The sequence below is a fragment of the Vibrio sp. CB1-14 genome (assembly GCF_040412085.2).
Lineage (GTDB): Bacteria > Pseudomonadota > Gammaproteobacteria > Enterobacterales > Vibrionaceae > Vibrio > Vibrio chaetopteri.
In genome coordinates, this window is the sequence record NZ_CP115921.1 from 327,225 (window position 1) to 345,276 (window position 18,052).

Here is an 18,052-nt window from a genome sequence, read left to right on the forward strand (position 1 = left end):
CTTGGCAAACCTTACAAGTTAGAACGATAAGGTTTGCCGACAATTACGAAGAAATTAAGGAAACGAAGTCTTTCTCTGTCAGTGGCTTAGCGAAGGCGTAGCCTTGACCAAACTGACAACCATGCTGGGTAAGAAAGTCGATCTGCTGTTCGGTTTCAATCCCCTCAGCGACTACACGCAAGTCTAGAGCATTACCCATGGCGATAATCGCAAGTACTAGCGCGTTGCTATCACTTTGCTCTGGCACATCATTCACAAATGAGCGATCAATCTTTAGTTTGTTGATCGGCAGACCTTTCAAATAAGAAAGAGAAGAGTAGCCGGTACCAAAATCATCCAGCGAAACATCGACTCCTAGCTCACGTAACTCATTCAATGTATTAAACGCATGCTGCTGATTATGAAGAAGAAAACTCTCGGTAATTTCAATTTCCAGTTGTTCTAAAGGAAACTTCGTTTGGTCGGTAATATCGGCCAACTGTTTTACAAATTCCGCTCTTTGTAGTTGTAAGGCTGACACATTCACCGCCAGTTTTCCAAAGGAAAGCCCCTGCTCTATCCACGCTCTTCCTTGCTGACACGCGGCTTTTAACACCCACTGTCCAATGTGTTGTATCAGCCCTGTTTTTTCTGCAATTGGGATAAAAAGACTCGGAGGAATAAAGCCCAGTTCTGGGTGTTCCCAGCGTAGCAGCACCTCTACGCCAACTAGAGCGTTATCTTCAAGGCGATATTGTGGCTGGTAAGCGAGCGAGAGCTGCTCTTTGTCGACAGCATCGTGAAGGGCAGATTGAATACGTACATGCTGCACCGATCTGTCGGTTAAATCTGGGGAGTAGAAAGCGTAGCCACTACGGCCATTCTTTTTAGCCAGATACATGGCCGTATCGGCATTTTTGAGCAATGTTTCACTATCATAGCCGTCATTCGGATATCGTGCGACGCCAATACTACCCGACACTCGAAGATGCTCATTGTGCTCAAACACGAACGGTGTATTAAATACCCCTAAGGTCTGATCGATAATATCGAGCAGTGTCGCTTCACAATCATAATCGGTAAGAATAATAACAAACTCATCACCACCAATTCGGCCTATTGTTGCATTCCCTGCTTGCATCGTTTGTAAACGCTCAGCAACTTGCGCTAAGAGTTGGTCACCAAACAAGTGCCCTTTGCTATCGTTGATGTGTTTAAAATGATCAAGATCGAGAAACAAAGTCGCAAATGGAGTATCACTCTTTTCGCCCAAAGCAATGCTTTGTTCCAATAAGTGGGTAAGGTGAACACGGTTAGGCAAATTGGTTAACGGATCAAAGAAGGCCATCCGGCGCAGCTTCTCTTCGTGCGCTTTGCGCAGTGAAATGTCCTCAAATACGCAAATATAGTGCAGGATCGCATCGCTTTCATCGGTAATAGCACTGATAGTCGCCAACTGAGGGTAAATACTGCCGCTCTTTTTACGGTTAATGAATTCCCCTTTCCACTGACCATACTCCCTTAACTGTTGCCACAGCTCAGTGTAAAAGTCGGGATGGTGCTGACCAGATTGAAGAAAGCTCGGGTTGCGCCCTATCACTTCAGCTTCTTCATAACCAGTAAGGGCAGTGAATGCGTGGTTAACGTCCATGATGTTAGCATTGTGATCGGTGATCATCATGCCTTCTTGGAAATTGTTAAATATCTCTGAAGTAAGCGATAATCGAGCTTCTACTTGCTTTCTTCTTGTGGCGTTACGCGTCATGCCAATGATACCGACCAAGTCTCCGGCCTCATCCTTTATCGGAGATTTTACTGTCTCTAGCCAAACTTCGTTGCCCTCTCTATCTAGCGCAGCGCACTCTTCAACCGTTCGCTGACCGCCATTAGCGATCACTTTCTCATCGATATGTTTAAAATACTCAGCGCGTTCCGTACTAAACAATTGTTCGTCGGTCTTACCAAAGATATATTCGCGAGAATGACGCCAAGCGGTTTCGCTGGCTTCGTTGACAGCAACATACTGACCATCAGCATTCTTGACCCAAATATGGTCATCGAGCGCATCAATAAATTGCTGCAGCGTAGGAAGATTTTTTAAAGACATGATACAGAAACTCAGAACTACTCATTCGTTCGGCTAGGCCAAAGTTCCCTCGGCCGAAGTTTCAACATATCGTACTAAATGCAGGTGAAGATTTATACCGAACAAATGTTTGAATGTGAAGATAGTCAGTAACTCTAAAGGGGCAAAGTGCAAAGCTGAGTTTACAATTTCTCACAATTCACCCCAAAGTCGACTATGACTCGGAATATCCGAGGCTTATGCGAACAGCGTCATTCTAAGCTGTTCGAGGGAGTTCACTTCATAGTGTGGGTGAATACCCGCTGGCGTCTGAACACCTTGTGTGTTTAACCAACACGTTTCAATACCAAAGTTAATACCGCCAAGTACATCGGAATGAGGATTATCGCCCACCATCAAAATTTTAGTTTTGCATGGTAGCCCCATCAATTGATGAGCATGGTCAAAAATCCCGAGGTCCGGTTTTGCTACGCCCACTTCCTCAGAGATAACCACGTGCTCAAAGTAGTCGCTAAGCCCTGTACGCTCAAGACGAATCGCTTGCAACTCAGTAAAGCCATTGGTAATGATACCCAGTTTTGCATTGCCTGAAAGTGCGTCAAGCAACTCCTTTGCGCCGGGCAACAGTGTGCAGATATCCGCCATCGCCTCTAGAAATGCAGAATTTAACTCAAAAGGTGTGATACCAAGTTTCGTAGCCCAGCCTTCAAAACGGATGATTTTAAGCTCATCAGCAGTGATTTTGCCATCTTGGTAGTCCACCCATAACGGCTTATTGACCAGTTGATACGCGTCATAGTCGTCACGCGTGAAATTAACGCCAAAACGCTCAAACATAAGCTTCATGCCACCAAATGAATCAAAGTGGAACAGCGTCTCGTCTGCGTCAAACAGAACCCAATCGTACTTCATTATTGTTGTATCCCTAGTGATGAACGGCAGAATTATAACCGTTCAAATGGCGAATAGGTACTCAGTGAGAACGTTGATATTTATGTATGCATTTTATGCATACATTACTTCACTAAATGTCATTTGAGTCATACCCGGTAGATCATTACACTGCGCGCTCTTTTTTAACGCCACTTTTGCGCATCAACGCGAATTGAGTTTATGTTCTCACAATCCATTTTTGCTCAGCTAATACGAATGTTGCTGCTTCTTGCCGTGGCATTGATGGCGGTGCACCACTCACCCACCTTGCTCGACCTTTTGGCCAAGCAAGCCATTAACAGTGGGTGTCACCAACAAAACCCATCTGATCCTATGGATCACTCACACCACCATCATCACTAGAGTGTTATTACAATGAGTATTTTCCGCTTTCCAGCCCTAGTTTGGCTGGGTATTGGCATCCTTATCGTCAGCTTGGGCATTCGCCAGTCATTTGGCATTTTCATGATGCCAATTTCCGATCATTTCCAAACAGGGCGTGAATTCTTTAGCTTCGCCATTGCGCTGCAAAACTTACTGTTTGGTATGTTCCAACCCTTTGTTGGTATGGCTGCGGACAAATGGGGATCAAAGCGCATCATTTTGATGGGCTCTATCGCCTATGCCGTGGGCTTGTATTTGACCTCTGTCACTACAGAAGCTTCAATGCTTTACTTCTCATTAGGTGCATTGGTTGGCTTAGGTCTTAGTGCCACCAGCTATGTCATCATTTTAGGTGCGGTAGCAAAAGTGGTACCAGCTGAGCATGCTGCTAAGGCATTTGGCCTGACTACCGCGGCCGGTTCATTTGGTATGTTCGCGATGATTCCTGGCGCTCAATTGATGCTAGAAGACATGGGCTGGCAGGGTGCACTGCAGGGCTTTGCTGTGCTTTGTACCATGATGATTGCTTTCTCACTGTTTATGAAGTCAGCCCGTCCAGCAAATAGTGCTAATGGTGCTGCTGAGGAAAACGAGTTAACACTAAAACAAGCGCTTAAAGAGGCCTTCAACCACAAAGGTTACTGGCTTATCCATGCAGGCTTTTTCGTGTGTGGCTTCCACGTAATGTTCATCGCAACACACTTACCAAGCTACTTAGCTGATAAAGACCTTCCTGCTAGTAGTGCAGCACTGGCTCTTGCCTACGTAGGTATCTTCAATATCTTTGGTTCGTACTTCTGGGGTTTGATGGGCGATAAGTTCAGTAAACGCCATGTGATGTCGATGCTGTACTTATTTAGAACGGTTGTGATCGCTGCGTTTGTGACGATGCCTGTCACAGAGCACACCGCAGCGCTATTTGGTGGTGCCATCGGTTTTTGTTGGCTAGGTACAGTACCGCTGACGTCAGGCCTCGTTCGTCAGATCTTCGGCGCGCGTTACCTATCAACCTTGTACGGTTTGGTGTTCTTTACTCACCAAGTAGGCAGTTTCCTTGGTGCTTGGGCTGGCGGTAGGATCTACGATTACTACGGCTCTTACGAGCCTATCTGGTGGTCAACGGTTGTTCTTGCTTTTGCCGCCGCGCTGATTCATTTGCCAATCAATGATAAGCCGCTGCGCCCAATTGCAACGGCAACTGCAACCGCCTAGTTAACGCAACACAATCTCACTAAGCCAACGTTTATCCGTTGGCTTTCTTCTATTTTTAAAAGGTCAGTGTGACTTCAATCGCTAACTTCGATAGTTGCGACTTTTCTCCTATGGCAAGAGAGTGAAAACTTTCCTAGCATTAGAGCATTCACTCATACTTGGAATTACATTGTGGAAATTGATCAACAAAGTCCCGTAGAAGACTCGCAACTCGTCAAATGGCTAACGAATAAGCTCGGTGACCTTTCCCCAGCAGAAAATACAGGCGCTGAGGCATTAGACCGCAGTGATATCTTTGAGCTGAGTAAAGTGATTTCTGACTTCTTCGCCCAAGAGCATGTCGCACACAACGACAAAAACTACGCCATTGTTTACGGATTGATAACTGGCTACCTCACCGATCAGGCGGTATCTCATCAAGAGATGTTGGATTACCTCACCAGTTGCGTATTTCTATTCCAAAACTAGCTCGCTATTACAAGCAACACGTACGACTAACGTCAAACCTTTAGCGAGGTTTGACGTTTTTGTTTGTATTTTTCAACAGCGAAACTATCAACAAGCTCACTTTTTACAGGCGAAAAAAAGCCCTTCACAAGGAAGGGCAATAGTACCATCGCTTATAGTTATAGTGATATGCCAGTAAATTCTGTCATTCGCTAATGCTGTGATTCAAAACGAATCGTGCGATAAATGGAAATTGTGTTCAAACAATTGCAAGCCTTACGCTGCCATTAACCAAAGTCACCGTTTACGTAACCTTGAGTACGGTCATCACTTGGGTTAGAGAAAATAACCTGAGTGTCGTTGTGCTCAACCAGTTCGCCCATTAGGAAGAACGCAGTACGGTCTGAAATACGACGCGCTTGCTGCATTGAGTGAGTAACGATAACGATGGTGTAGTCTTTTTTAAGCTCTTCCATCAACTCTTCGATTTTGTGTGTCGCAATTGGGTCAAGTGCAGACGTTGGCTCATCCATTAGGATAACGTCAGGCTGCATGGCAATTGTACGAGCGATACATAAACGCTGCTGCTGACCACCAGACAAACCAAACGCATGTGACTTCAAACGATCTTTAACTTCGTCCCAAAGTGCTGCGCGGCGAAGCGAGCTCTCTACCACTTCGTCAATGTGCTTTTTGTCTTTGATACCTTGCGCACGAAGACCGTAAGCAACGTTCTCGTAGATGCTCATTGGGAATGGGTTTGGCTTCTGGAATACCATACCTACTTTGATACGTAGGTCTGCAACATCGATGTTGCCGTAGATGTCCGTGCCATCCATTTCTAGCAAACCGGTAATTTTAACGCCTTCGATAAGGTCGTTCATGCGGTTCAAACAGCGAAGCAGTGTTGACTTACCACAACCTGACGGACCAATTAACGCTGTTACTTGGCGAGTTGGGATCGGTAGGTTGATCGCTTTAAGTGCTTGGTTTTCACCGTAGAAAAGGTCTAGGTTTTCAATGTTAAACTTGTTCATGTCTCTATTCTCTAAATTCTTTGTCGTGTTAATTCGTGTAAATTTGATGGCTTGGCTCTTTATGGTCTGGCCTCACCATCAGTCGAATTGTTCTCAATTAGTACGTTGCTGTGTTAAAGCGGCTAGCGATAAACTTCGTTAGCGTGTTGATAAGTAGGACGACCACAATCAGTACAGTCGCTGTACCGTATGCTTGGTTCCACTCATCCATGGTAAACAGCTCCGTTGTGAGTTTGTACAGGTGAACCGTTAGGGTACGACCTGAATCTAGCAGTGAGTCTGGTACACGTGCCACCATACCTGCAGTTAGGAATACCGGTGCAGATTCACCGATAACACGACCAATACTTAGAATGACCGAAGTAAGAATACCTGGGGTTGCACTTGGCAGAATAAGACGCCAAATGGTGTAGATTTTCGATGCGCCCAAACCGTAAGAACCTTCACGGTAAGTTTGCGGTACCGCCATTAAGGCTTCTTCTGTCGTACGGATAATAACCGGTAGAATCAAGATACTTAGAGTAAGTGCACCCGATAGAATCGAGAAGCCAAAGCCCATGATTACTACGAAGAACGTCATACCGAACAGACCGAAGATGATCGATGGAATACCTGCCAACGACTCAGTACAGAAACGAATAACCTTAACCAGCTTACTGCCTACCTTAGCGTATTCGGTTAGGTAGATAGCCGTCATGATGCCTAAAGGCGCTGCAACTGCAATCGATGCGATAACCATGTAAACGGTCGAGATGATCATCGGGAAGATGCCCTTCTCTTCACCCGTTGCCGTGTAGTTATCAGTGATAAAGTTCCAATCTACGTGCTGAAGACCATTGGATAGGATGTACCAAATGATCCAGAACAAGAAGCCTACGGTCATTGCCGCTGCTGCCCAAACAAAGGCATTGAGAATCGCGTCTTTTTGAACACGCGCTTTCTTTAGTTTTACTGTATCCATAATAATTACTTCGCTTTCTCGCGGTTCAAGTAAAGGAGAGCTGAGTTGAGCATCATGATAAATACCAGAAGCACAACACCGGTCGCGTATAGAGCATTTGCGTGAACGCCACTTGCATAGGACATTTCAATTGCGATGTTTGCTGTTAGCGTACGGGCTGATTCCAAAATACTGCCAGGCATTGCAGGCGCATTACCCATTACCATGATGATTGCCATAGTTTCACCTAGAGCACGACCAATACCCAAAATTACGCCAGTCATAATGCCTGAACGAGCCGCTGGAACGAGAAGTTTAAAAATGGTGTAAATCTTTGATGCACCTAGAGCCAGTGAGCCTTCTTTGTAGGTGCGTGGCACAGCGCGAATCGATGTCTCTGAAACGGTAATTACCGTTGGAAGAATCATCACGCCTAATACGATGATACCCGCAAGAATCGTGTTGCCCGCTGGTACATTAAATACTTGTTGGATAAGCGGTACGATGATAATCAAACCAAAGAAGCCATAAACCACCGATGGGATACCCGCCAGTAGTTCAACCGCTGGACGAATAATATCCGCAAGGCGCTTTGGTGCGATTTCTGCGATAAAGATAGCCGTTAGAACACCAATTGGAACACCAACGACGACAGCGCCAAGCGTAGAGACAATCGATGCCACGATCATAGTTGCAACACCGTAAAGCGCAGGTGGTAACCAATGCTGACCTAATACGATGCCACTCACACCCACTTCTTGGAATGCCGGGATACTTTCTTTAACGATGAAGTAAGCAATAATGGCAAGAGAAACGATGCCGATTACTGCACTGGTAAGAAATAGTCCGTGGAAGAATCTCTCTTTCCAATCAACTCGTGTTTGAGCCTTAAGGCGGCGAGCTTCAGACTGAGTCGCTTCATTGTTCATAAGCTTCTCACTATTTGTTGCGATGGTCATAATTCTGCTTCTATGTTTAATTACTTCGATAGACGCGCAAAAGGCTCAGCCCGAAAAGGTGGGCTGAGCAACTTAAATATTTACTGGTGTTGCTTAGTTAACAGTGATGTAACCTTTCTTACCTGAGATAGCTTGAGCTTCTTCGCCAACCATCCAGTCTAGGAACTGCTGAGTTTCAGCAGAAGGTTTGCCATCTTTGTAAAGAACAAGGAATGGACGAGCAACTTTATAAGAACCGTTCTTCACGTTATCTACTGTTGCTGCAGCACCGTCAATTTTTAGAGGCTGAACTGTATTGTCTACTGTACCTAGAGAGATGAAGCCAATAGCGTATGGGTTGCTTGCTACAGATACCTTCAGTGCACCGTTACCGTTAGCAACTTGAGCACGTTGAGAGATAGCCGATACTTTCTTACCGCTGATCTTCATTTTTAGTTTCATGATGTCTTCGAATGCACCACGAGTACCTGAAGCCGTATCACGAGTGATAGCAACGATTGGCTTGTTTTGACCGCCAACTTGGCTCCAGTTAGTAATTTCGCCTTTGTAGATGCTTGTGATTTGCTCTGACGTTAGCTCTTTTACGCTGTTGTTTGGGTTCACTACAACTGCGATACCGTCACGAGCAATAACTAGCTCTTTAAGGTCTGCTGATTTTTCTTCTGCTTTAAGGTCACGAGAAGAGATACCTAGGTCTGCGCTGCCATCCTTCGCTGCACGAATACCTGCTGAAGAACCTGGTGCTTGGATTTCGATAAACACTGGTTCGCCTTTGTTCATGTAAGTTTCTGCAAAAACTTCAACCAGTGGAGAAGCACTATTAGAACCTACTACAGAGATAGTTTCTTTTGCTGAAGCTGATGTCACTGTTAGTGCGCCTAGTAGAGCGATTGCACCGATAACTGTCTTTTTCATCACAATTTCCTTTAGTGGCTTGATTGCCTTGTTTCGTTTGAACGCTGACAAGATTAGAGGTCGAATATGACAGTTGTGTTTCAGTTCCTTGAAAGGTCTATGACAAATGAGAATTTTGAAGATGGGGGTTTATGGGAGAAGATCACTTAAAATCAGTACTTTATCATGGGTAATTGAGTATAGACCCCAATATGACAGTCAAAAATTGTACTGTAATCTTTGTCATAAAGTGGTTTGTTTGCACAAAAGTTCGTCAATTTCAGCCTTTCTAAACGCTAAATTAACTCTAAAACACGTACTCTTTTGTCGCCGAATGGCAAAAAACCAGAGGAAGACCTCTGGTTTTTGGTTAAAATTTGTACCCGAGAGAAAGACTGCCCTGCGTTTGATCCTTGATAATGCCGCGACTTCTAAATGGCGCCCGCTCCAATCGAGTATCAACATAAATCCCCAAAGCAGTGTTCACTCGCGCACCAATCGCAGCCGTCACTGTAGAGCCGCTCAATTTTTCAGATCCTAAGGTATCCAAGTTATCTGATGGCATCGTATTGCTCATATGATTAACTTCAAAATCGCCACCTTGAGTCGCGACGCCCACAGCGACGTAAGGCTTTATATCTACCACCCCAAGGTCAAACGCATAACCTACCTCAGCTTCGATACCTGCTCGCCAACCGTCGACTTCTGCTTCTGCTGCCCCAACCACCGGCGGTAGTACTTGTCCCATGTATGGTTCAGCTGCATCAAAGGCATATTCCCCTTGAGTTTTCCCTTTGAGCCCTTGAACATAGCCATTCACTGAAAATACACGGTTAACATCGTAGCCAAGCTCTAATCTCGGTTGAGCACCTAAACCACCAAGTTCTGTCGCTTGCCCCATGGTCGCTCCCGGACCAACACGAAAACCAGAGTATTCCGTATCTGCCATCGCGATTGAAGACATGCCTGCAACACACATTACTATTAACGCCTTTTTCATTTTATTCACCTCTAAGTTAATTCGGAATTAAACAAATGTTTACAACCCCTCAACCCCGCACGAAGGCGGGGGGAGTGAAAAGTGACGTTATTGATGTCTGCTCTTTGAGCGGAAAAGGCATTTAAGCTTTGAGCGAATAAGACTCACTAAAGTTTTTCCCAAAATGGCTATTGAACCAAATAGAATCACCTCGTTAATAACAAACCCAATTCCTACCACCGATACCGTTTCTGCTGCCGGCCAGTCCATGGCGGAACCCAGCGCCCCCAAGCCGGCCGGTACGGCAAACATACCAATATTGGTGAGAATAAAGGTGACCAGCGCCAACTTCTTTAGTGGAGTATCAGCCAACGAATACAGGTTTAAATCAGATTGATTTGACATGGAGACCTCTTTACTTGACAGCGTTATTTTTAGTCGCAAAACGCGAATAGAAAGCCAAATTTAGCGAGACTTTGCGTTCATAAGATTTTGCTGGGTCTATGTCTTTGTTGTTGGTTGATTTGATGTCAGTAGTCATGGTCTTTACCTTCTTTATGTCTAATAAAGCGCATCCATTCCACTATGTTGTCAAAACGATTGGTCTCGTTTCCCCTCTGACACCGCTTATATTAGTCATCTTTACTGAAATACAAATTCATTAAACCTTAAGAATAATTGACAGGTTGTGTTTTTATTCCTCCTTGAATAATCATCTTGCAAACATCACTCACTTAACTAACCTTAAGGAATACAAACATAAAGACCATTAAAGGTGTAAGCTAAACTGATATGTTAACCGTGAATTTGCTACAACTTCAGGCCTTCGTTCTCTCGGCTGAAACCGGTTCTTTTTCTGCTGCTGCCAGAAAAATGAAGAAAACGCACTCTGCAATTAGCATGACGGTCTCTAATCTAGAGCTCGACGTGAACCAAGAGCTATTCGATCGTTCTACGCGCAACCCCACGCTGACGCCCGCTGGCGAAGTACTGCTAAAGGAAGCCAAGCTTATCTTGGCACAGTGTGAACACTTTGAGCGTCTCGCAAATGAGTTGGAGCCTGAAGAAGAGACAGAGTTCATATTGGCCGTTGATAACGTCTATAGCGTCCCGAATGAGAAAGACATCCTCCATTTGCTAGCAAAGGATTTTCCGAGGCTCAAGTTAAAGCTCCGAGAGATGCCATCCTCAGAGGTTGTTTCCGCGGTTGTTAAAGGAGAAGCCCACATAGGATTTACGCTGTTGGAGCAGCCTATTTTCAGTAATCTCGGCGCAATTTCACTCCCAAGTGCGGAGCTGCTCTATATTGCTAGCCCCGAGCATCCACTAGCTAAACTCGATACTGTCTCTTTGGTGGATCTACAACGTTACAGGCAAGCTTATCTGTCACATAATCGCAAAGCCTCAGACACGGCAATCTCACCCAATATCTGGGAATGTGAATCTATTTCAGCGGCGAAAACCGCCATTGGTTACGGACTGTGCTGGGGAATCGCGGTCGAACCTTTTATTCGTCCGCAAATAGAGTCAGGTCAGATTGTGAAGTTGAATGTGGAGCCATCATTGAGAAAAGCAATCCCAGCGGCGCTCATTTGGAAGATAGGAAGTGAGTCTGGAAAAGTGCATAAAGCAATACGAGCGTTATATAGCTAACGCCTTAAAACAAAAAAGGCCTCACCAATATATGGTAAGGCCGATTACTTTATTCACTGTCTGCAGCTGGCTTAGGCTTTTTCTTCGGAATGAATACCGAATCACCCACAGCCACATTTTTATAAAAGGTTTTATCGCGATTCGCTGGTTTCTTAGGCGTCGCTTTCTTCTGCTGTGCTTTACCTTTAGCAGCCTGTGCTTTCTTATTAACGGCTGGTTTCTTAGGACGGAAGCCTTTGAATTTACCTTTCAGTCCTTCTAGTACCGAGAAGCCAATATCTTGCTGAAGGAAAGCCTCAACACGTTTAAAACTATCCCAGTCCTTTGGACCAACCAAAGAAATTGCATCACCTTTGTTACCTGCACGGCCGGTACGGCCTACACGGTGTACGTATTCCTCGGTGTGCTTTGGCATATCGAAGTTAATTACGTGAGTAACCGTTGCGATATCTATGCCTCGAGAAGCTACATCTGTGGTCACCAGGATCTTAAATACATGACGTTCAAACTGACTCATAATGGTGTTGCGCTGAGTCTGGTTTAAATTACCGCTTAACGCGATAGCCTTAAGCTGCTTTTCATTCAGCCATTTAGTCAAACGATCGGTATCAACTCGAGTTGCAGTAAAGATGATCACCTGCTTGTACTCGGCTTCTTCGAGGATACGCTCTAGTAAAGCTTCTTTATGATCTAGATGGTCACAAAGGTAGAATTTCTGAGTGATGTCTTTGTGTTCTTCGTTAGAGACACCAATTGAGATACGTTTTGGCGCATCCAGCATCTCTGCTGCAATGTCATTGACTTCAGCGTGATCAAGCGTCGCAGAAAACATCAGCGTTTGACGGCGGCGGTGTTTCGCAGCGTTGTGGATGCGGCGAAGCTCTGGAGCAAAACCGAGATCCAACATACGGTCAGCTTCATCAAGAACCAAAGTTTCCAAACCGTCGAGAAATGTTGAGCGATGCTCTAAATGGTCAGCTAGGCGTCCTGGAGTCGCTACAATAAACTTAGGATAGCGGCGCAGCGCTTTCACTTGGTCGTTAAAGTTCTCACCACCTAGAATGAGCGCAGCCTCATAAGACAGACCACCCAACATAGATTTAAGCTCACCGTACACCTGCTTCGCTAGTTCACGCGTTGGTGCCAGAATCACACCACGTGGATCTTTTGCAGAGAATGCTTTGTTCTTAAGAGATTTATGCAGCATCGGCAATACAAATGCCAAAGTCTTGCCAGAACCCGTTTTTGAAGACGCCAGCAAATCCTTACCAGCAATCGCGACCGGAATAGCTTGCTTCTGGATGTCGGTCGCTTTTTTAAAGTCGTAGTGACTTAAGTTCTTCAATAGTCGGTTATCTAGGCCAAGTTCTTTAAATTGCAATGCAAGTTCTCCTCAGACGGTTGCAGGCTAAAAATGAGGGCGCATGATACCCGATAATTCTCCTTGCCACCAGCGAACAATCGAGGTGAAAAACAAGGCATCTAGACACATTGTAGGAGAAGTCTGAACCAAAACCGCTCATTTCTTGACCTGAAAAAAATAAAATCAGCGGTTACAGAGACTTATAATGAGATGATTCCATCTACGTGACATAGATCACATTAATCCTGCTGAGGTTAATCTCATAATTAAGACAAAGGAAGATTAACCCCAAAATGGCGTAATTTTTTGGTTTTTCTGACTTTTAAATAATTTGCGTTCTTAAAATTAGGCACTAAACTCAGAAATAGCCTTTATGCGAACATTCACGTTGCAGGGCTGTTCTAAATACTAATCCTGAAGGAGCTTATAATGAAGAAAGTTTTAATTGCAGCTGCAGCATCGTCAGTTTTACTACTTGCAGGTTGTGCGTCTGGTCCAGATGAAGCAACAACAGCAAAAATGGATGACCTAAGCAACCAAGTTAGCCAGCTAAGTGCAGACGTTCAAGCGCTTAAAAACGAAGTACAAGCAGGCAACAAGAATGCAATGGCAGCTCAAGAAGAAGCTGAACGTGCAAACGAGCGTATCGACAACATCGCTCAATCTTACACTAAGTAAGATGCTAGCTTAAGACAATGAAAAACGCCCACGATATCGTGGGCGTTTTATATCTGCTTTACAGTGAGCAACCGCATTATATCGGTCGCTCAAGATACCGTTACTCTAGGTCATCCATCGCTGGCACCACCTCAATAGGCACGCCGTTCTGAGCCAATACCGCCGCACGAGCAATTTGATCTCGGATCCCGTACTCTTCTAGCCACCATGTTAGCTCTTGAGGAAGTTCCATCGCTTTTTTGGTGCCGTCGCTACGGGTAAGTGGTTCATGAGCCTCGATAAAGACGCTTCTATCCGGCTCAAGCGCTATTTTGATTGGCTCGTCAATCACTTGAACTTTAGTGCCAAGCTTCACTTGATAGAACAGCCAATCGATATCTTTAGGATCCATTCGAATACAGCCAGCACTCACACGAAGTCCAATGCCGAAGTCTTTGTTGGTACCGTGAATCAAATAACTACCTGTACCGTAGGCAAGGCGCATTGCGTAATCACCAAGCGGATTTTCGGGACCTGCCGGCACAACATCCGGAAGTTCAATCCCTTTAGCTAAATAGTCTTTACGGATAGAAGTGGGTGGTGTCCAGGTTGGGTTCTCACGCAATTGACTGATCGTAGTGGTCATTTCAGGGGTGTCTTGACCTATACGCCCAATACCCACAGGGAAAATGTGCACCAAATTCTTGTCCGGCTCAAAGTAATACAGACGTAATTCAGCCAAATTGATCACGATACCTTCGTAATCCACCTCAGGCAGAATGGCCTGAGACGGTATCGTCAATACGTAGCCTTCGGATGGCAAAAATGGGTCGACGCCTTTGTTGGCGGCCATCAGTGACAAAAAGCCTACATCGTAACGCTTGGCAATGTCAGACATGGTCTCGCCCGCTTCAACACTGTGGTACTGGAGTGTTCCAACCATATTACTACCATCGGTTGGAAGCTCAAAAGTCGCTGCACTTAACCACTGAGAAAATCCTAAGCAAGCTGCCAGTAAGGTCTTACGTAACATCAATATTGATCCTTAGCTTCTTTGTATAGTGCTAAGGTTATCTCTCTTTGCGTCTTATGATCAACTATTGGTGCCGGATATGCCACTCCATCGAAGTGCGGCCACATCCATGGTTTATGAATAAATTTATTAGGAACATCGCTAAGCTCAGGCAACCAAGTGCGAATAAACTCCCCTTGGGCATCGAATCGCTCACCCTGAGTGATGGGATTAAAAATCCTAAAATAGGGCTGTCCATCACACCCTGTCGACGCACACCACTGCCAACCGCCATTATTGGCTGCAAAGTCGCCATCCACCAATTTACTCATAAAGTAACGCTCCCCGCGACGCCAATCGATGTTGAGGTCTTTGGTCAAGAAACTCGCTACAATCATCCGCAGTCTGTTGTGCATCCAACCTGTTTGGTTAAGCTGCTGCATCGCCGCATCTACAATCGGATAGCCTGTTTTTCCTTCACACCAACGCTCAAACCACACATCCTCTCCAGGCCAGCGCAGCCCCTTCTCCCACTCTAGATAGCCTTTGTGCTTCGAGAGCTTCGGTTCAAAGTGGATGAGATGCTGGTAGAACTCTCGCCAAATAAGCTCACTAAGCCATACTTGCGCCCCTTCAGACAAAGGCTCACCTTCAGCATCATAGTAAAGACGAGCTATGCATTGACGAACGGACAGGGCGCCAATCGCTAAATAGGGGCTTAATTGACTCGTACCATCAATCGCCGGTATATCACGTTCATTGTGATAATTGCGTACTGATTCGTCAGAAAACTGCCTTAAACGGGTCAATATTGAATCTGTCGATACGTGGTATTGACTGCTATCTTGCCTTGGATAAGTAAAACATTCCTCTAAAGAATGTAAACCTTGGAAGTCGGAAATGCATGGTGCAGATGCTGGTGGCTTAACAACTTCAGCCTTTGAAAACTGATTTTGCCATGCCTTTCGAAATGGCGTGAAAACTTTAAAGTAACCGCCTTGTTTGTTGAGAACGCTACCAGGCAACAACATACACTTATCGTCAAAGGCATGCACATTTACGCCATTTTTAGCCGCCAGTGCCTCTAATTGCTCTACTCGCTGACGTTCATTGAACTCGTAATCTCGGTTTAGGTAGATATCACCGACATCATGTTTCGCGCAGAATTCTACGAGCCATTGATTGGCTCCATCGAAGTTATCTGTACTCGCCACTATCAAAGGTATGTTCAGCGCACTAAGCTCGTTTTCAAGCTCTCTCAAACGTCTAAATATCAGATCGGCTTGGATAGGAGCAAGGTCATGCTCAGCCCATTGCTGCGGCGTAACGATAAAACAGGCAACCACAGGTGTGACACCATCAATAGCAGCGATGAGCGCTGTATTATCAATGGTTCTAAGATCACGATTAAACAGCATTAGTTTCATGACAGCTTACCCGCATTGTTACTGATTAAGTGCTCAACGACTGGAGACAGTAACCAAGCCGGTTTATCCTGCTCGCGCTGCACTCGAATTGCATCAAGTTGTTTTTCAGACAAGGATTTCTCCGCAAAGAGATGTACCGAGTCGAAATTCACTGAATCCAGCTGAAGCGCCGACACATCTTCGACCCCATCAATGAAGGTGACGTTGACGCCCTGTTCAGACAACCGTGCATAATTCAGCCAGGCAAATAGATTGCCGGTGACATCCATACTCACCAGCAAAGTGGATGTTGAGCGTTTTCGTTTGCGCTCTACATTAGCCATGATGGCAAGCTTTTGAATCATCGCTGTTTTAAACAGTGACTGCTGTATCGCTTTGGGGCTTAGTTTCAAGTAGTCCGTTGCGTTAAGGACTGGGATAACAAACTTCATCTCCACCACATCTAAAGGATACTCTTTCAACACAGTATCAATAATGACGTCGACTTTGTTACTGCTTAAAGCGCCAAGGGCATCCAGTAACGTCGTAACTTCTTCCAACTGCTCGGTTTCAACATCGGTTTGAGACAATGTATCAGAATCAATGAGCGCCTTAACTTTACCTATGGAGACTCCTTTACTGAGCCAGCTTTGGATATTGTTAATACGCTCAACGTCTTTCTCTGTATAGAGACGATGCCCTTTGTCAGTTCGCTGTGGTTGAATCAAGTTGTACCGTCGTTGCCAAGCCCGAAGCGTAACGGGCTTAACGCCCGTAATATCCGCCACTTCACGGATCGCGTACATGGTATTACTCAAGGTATTACTACAAGCCATATCTTAAACGCATCTCCTCTGGGTGAGGCTGCAAAAACTGCTGATGTGACAAGTAGTCATCTGGGTAAGCATTGAGGTAATGTTTAAGCAGCGTCAATGGCGCTAATATCGGTAGCAGTCCTGTACGGTAGTCGTCGATGACATGAGCCAACTCCGCTTTCTCGTCTTTATTGAGCGAGCGCTTGAAGTACCCTTGAATGTGCATGAGCACGTTGGTCACATTTTTTCGGCTTGCGCGGTTTTTCAATCCTTCCATCAACCCTAGGCGATAGGCTTGATAAAATTCGTCTGGCTGGTAGTCGGCCTGGTTTGCAACTAAACGTCCAAGACTCTTATAAGACTGTGGATCGTGTGCCATGAGCGTCAACTTGTAGCGAGAATGGAAAGCGACGATTTTACCTGGCGTTGGCTCTCCACCCATTGACGCATAAAAATCCTTTAAGCTGTAAACACGCGCTACAAAGTTCTCTTTCAATACAGGATCGTTAAGTCGCCCATCTTCCTCAACTGGCAGCCAAGGCATTTTTTTCATTAAGTGCTCGGTATATAAGCCAACACCATCGGTTCGAGCATGACCACGAGTGTAAACCTTCACACGCTCCATTCCACAACTTGGAGATTTGGCACAAACGATATAGCCACACATTTCTGTATCTTTTAGCTCGGCGACTTTTTCTCGAGTAAAATGCATCATGCCATCTGTGTGATCATTTGATGCATCTTTGGTATCCACAAGTGCAATACGCTCTTCGTTGCTCATCAATCGAATCGTCGGTCTTGGTACAGGTAAGCCCATCCCTACTTCAGGGCAAACAGAAACAAAGTCAAAGTAGTCTCTTAGTTCTTTGTTGACGTACGTGCTCTGCTTATGACCAGAATCGAAACGCACTTTTTCGCCTAATAGGCAGGAACTGATCCCTACGGTAATTTTCTCGCTCATCGTCCTTTCCTCACACCTTGCCGTCGCTTACATTGTACAAAATACGCTTATGTATAAGTTTTAGATCACTTTGTTGAGTGATACAAAATTTTCTTTTGTACAATTGTATGGTTGTCGCAGACAAATGGTTCACTCACGAGACAAATATTTCCCCCACTTTCAATCATCGATAAAATCGATTGCCCAGCCACTTTCAACAAAATTAGTTATCATCAAGCGAATTTCTGTTCGTTACCGACAAATTTGTGACTAAACTCTCATAGAGCCCTTGCTGGGCGCGTTAAAATCCTCATCAACAACGAACATAGCGTTCAACATAATTAGTTAAAACTTTA

The 18,052-nt window shown here is 45.1% G+C and carries 18 protein-coding genes; 5 read left to right on the forward strand and 13 right to left on the reverse strand.

What is annotated here, in order from left to right:
• Positions 1 to 43: 43 nt before the first annotated feature.
• Together PG915_RS17615 and yjjG are read right to left on the reverse strand one after the other, a co-directional pair.
• The gene (locus PG915_RS17615; RefSeq protein WP_353499722.1) at positions 44 to 2,086 is read right to left on the reverse strand and encodes a sensor domain-containing protein; all 2,043 of its coding nucleotides are present in this window, start codon (positions 2,084 to 2,086) and stop codon (positions 44 to 46) included.
• A gap of 216 nt (positions 2,087 to 2,302) precedes the next feature.
• Positions 2,303 to 2,977, reverse strand: coding sequence for a pyrimidine 5'-nucleotidase (gene yjjG, locus PG915_RS17620; RefSeq protein ID WP_353499723.1), 675 nt, complete (start codon positions 2,975 to 2,977; stop codon positions 2,303 to 2,305).
• A 201-nt stretch (positions 2,978 to 3,178) separates the two neighbouring features.
• Here yjjG and PG915_RS17625 point away from each other — a divergent pair, with 201 nt between their 5' ends.
• The 3 genes from PG915_RS17625 to PG915_RS17635 all read left to right on the forward strand — a co-directional run bounded on the left by PG915_RS17625 (position 3,179) and on the right by PG915_RS17635 (position 5,062).
• Positions 3,179 to 3,361: a hypothetical protein gene (locus PG915_RS17625; RefSeq protein ID WP_353499724.1), complete on the forward strand. Its 183-nt coding sequence runs from the start codon at positions 3,179 to 3,181 to the stop codon at positions 3,359 to 3,361.
• Between the two features lie 12 nt (positions 3,362 to 3,373).
• Complete coding sequence (locus tag PG915_RS17630) at positions 3,374 to 4,594, forward strand: MFS transporter (RefSeq protein ID WP_353499725.1); 1,221 nt, start codon at positions 3,374 to 3,376, stop codon at positions 4,592 to 4,594.
• 171 nt (positions 4,595 to 4,765) lie between these two features.
• The gene (locus PG915_RS17635; RefSeq protein ID WP_353499726.1) at positions 4,766 to 5,062 is read left to right on the forward strand and encodes a hypothetical protein; all 297 of its coding nucleotides are present in this window, start codon (positions 4,766 to 4,768) and stop codon (positions 5,060 to 5,062) included.
• A gap of 266 nt (positions 5,063 to 5,328) precedes the next feature.
• On the opposite strand, the gene pstB is transcribed toward PG915_RS17635, so the two are convergent.
• The 6 genes from pstB to PG915_RS17665 form a co-directional block, all read right to left on the reverse strand.
• Positions 5,329 to 6,078 (reverse strand): phosphate ABC transporter ATP-binding protein PstB, encoded by a 750-nt coding sequence (gene pstB, locus PG915_RS17640; RefSeq protein ID WP_353499727.1) that lies wholly within the window; start codon positions 6,076 to 6,078, stop codon positions 5,329 to 5,331.
• A gap of 97 nt (positions 6,079 to 6,175) precedes the next feature.
• Complete coding sequence (gene pstA, locus PG915_RS17645; protein WP_353499729.1) at positions 6,176 to 7,039, reverse strand: phosphate ABC transporter permease PstA; 864 nt, start codon at positions 7,037 to 7,039, stop codon at positions 6,176 to 6,178.
• A gap of 5 nt (positions 7,040 to 7,044) precedes the next feature.
• Positions 7,045 to 7,977, reverse strand: a complete 933-nt coding sequence (gene pstC, locus PG915_RS17650; RefSeq protein WP_353499730.1) for a phosphate ABC transporter permease subunit PstC — start codon at positions 7,975 to 7,977, stop codon at positions 7,045 to 7,047.
• A 93-nt stretch (positions 7,978 to 8,070) separates the two neighbouring features.
• The gene (locus tag PG915_RS17655) at positions 8,071 to 8,892 is read right to left on the reverse strand and encodes a phosphate ABC transporter substrate-binding protein (RefSeq protein ID WP_353499731.1); all 822 of its coding nucleotides are present in this window, start codon (positions 8,890 to 8,892) and stop codon (positions 8,071 to 8,073) included.
• 349 nt (positions 8,893 to 9,241) lie between these two features.
• Complete coding sequence (locus tag PG915_RS17660; RefSeq protein WP_353499732.1) at positions 9,242 to 9,871, reverse strand: outer membrane beta-barrel protein; 630 nt, start codon at positions 9,869 to 9,871, stop codon at positions 9,242 to 9,244.
• 87 nt (positions 9,872 to 9,958) lie between these two features.
• Complete coding sequence (locus tag PG915_RS17665) at positions 9,959 to 10,255, reverse strand: hypothetical protein (RefSeq protein WP_353499733.1); 297 nt, start codon at positions 10,253 to 10,255, stop codon at positions 9,959 to 9,961.
• Between the two features lie 387 nt (positions 10,256 to 10,642).
• Here PG915_RS17665 and PG915_RS17670 point away from each other — a divergent pair, with 387 nt between their 5' ends.
• A complete protein-coding gene (locus tag PG915_RS17670; RefSeq protein ID WP_353499734.1) occupies positions 10,643 to 11,503 on the forward strand; it encodes a LysR family transcriptional regulator in 861 nt (286 codons plus the stop codon).
• Between the two features lie 49 nt (positions 11,504 to 11,552).
• Here the strand turns inward: PG915_RS17670 and PG915_RS17675 are convergent, their stop codons facing one another.
• Complete coding sequence (locus tag PG915_RS17675) at positions 11,553 to 12,884, reverse strand: DEAD/DEAH box helicase (protein ID WP_353499735.1); 1,332 nt, start codon at positions 12,882 to 12,884, stop codon at positions 11,553 to 11,555.
• A gap of 411 nt (positions 12,885 to 13,295) precedes the next feature.
• Here PG915_RS17675 and PG915_RS17680 point away from each other — a divergent pair, with 411 nt between their 5' ends.
• Positions 13,296 to 13,544 carry an Lpp/OprI family alanine-zipper lipoprotein gene (locus tag PG915_RS17680; protein WP_042495096.1) on the forward strand — a complete coding sequence of 83 codons (249 nt, stop codon included), beginning with the start codon at positions 13,296 to 13,298 and terminating at the stop codon, positions 13,542 to 13,544.
• Between the two features lie 100 nt (positions 13,545 to 13,644).
• Here the strand turns inward: PG915_RS17680 and PG915_RS17685 are convergent, their stop codons facing one another.
• Genes PG915_RS17685 through PG915_RS17700 form a run of 4 tightly spaced genes read right to left on the reverse strand, consistent with a single transcriptional unit; the run spans position 13,645 to position 17,717 of the window.
• A complete protein-coding gene (locus tag PG915_RS17685; RefSeq protein WP_353499736.1) occupies positions 13,645 to 14,556 on the reverse strand; it encodes a L,D-transpeptidase family protein in 912 nt (303 codons plus the stop codon).
• On the reverse strand, positions 14,556 to 15,962 hold the full coding sequence (phrB, locus tag PG915_RS17690; protein WP_353499737.1) for a deoxyribodipyrimidine photo-lyase: 1,407 nt from the start codon (positions 15,960 to 15,962) through the stop codon (positions 14,556 to 14,558). Before phrB ends, PG915_RS17685 begins: the two co-directional genes overlap by 1 nt.
• Positions 15,959 to 16,777, reverse strand: a complete 819-nt coding sequence (locus PG915_RS17695) for a MerR family transcriptional regulator (protein WP_353499738.1) — start codon at positions 16,775 to 16,777, stop codon at positions 15,959 to 15,961. The genes phrB and PG915_RS17695 overlap by 4 nt, the downstream gene beginning before the upstream one ends.
• The gene (locus PG915_RS17700; protein ID WP_353499739.1) at positions 16,767 to 17,717 is read right to left on the reverse strand and encodes a YbgA family protein; all 951 of its coding nucleotides are present in this window, start codon (positions 17,715 to 17,717) and stop codon (positions 16,767 to 16,769) included. The genes PG915_RS17695 and PG915_RS17700 overlap by 11 nt, the downstream gene beginning before the upstream one ends.
• Between the last annotated feature and the right edge of the window lie 335 nt (positions 17,718 to 18,052).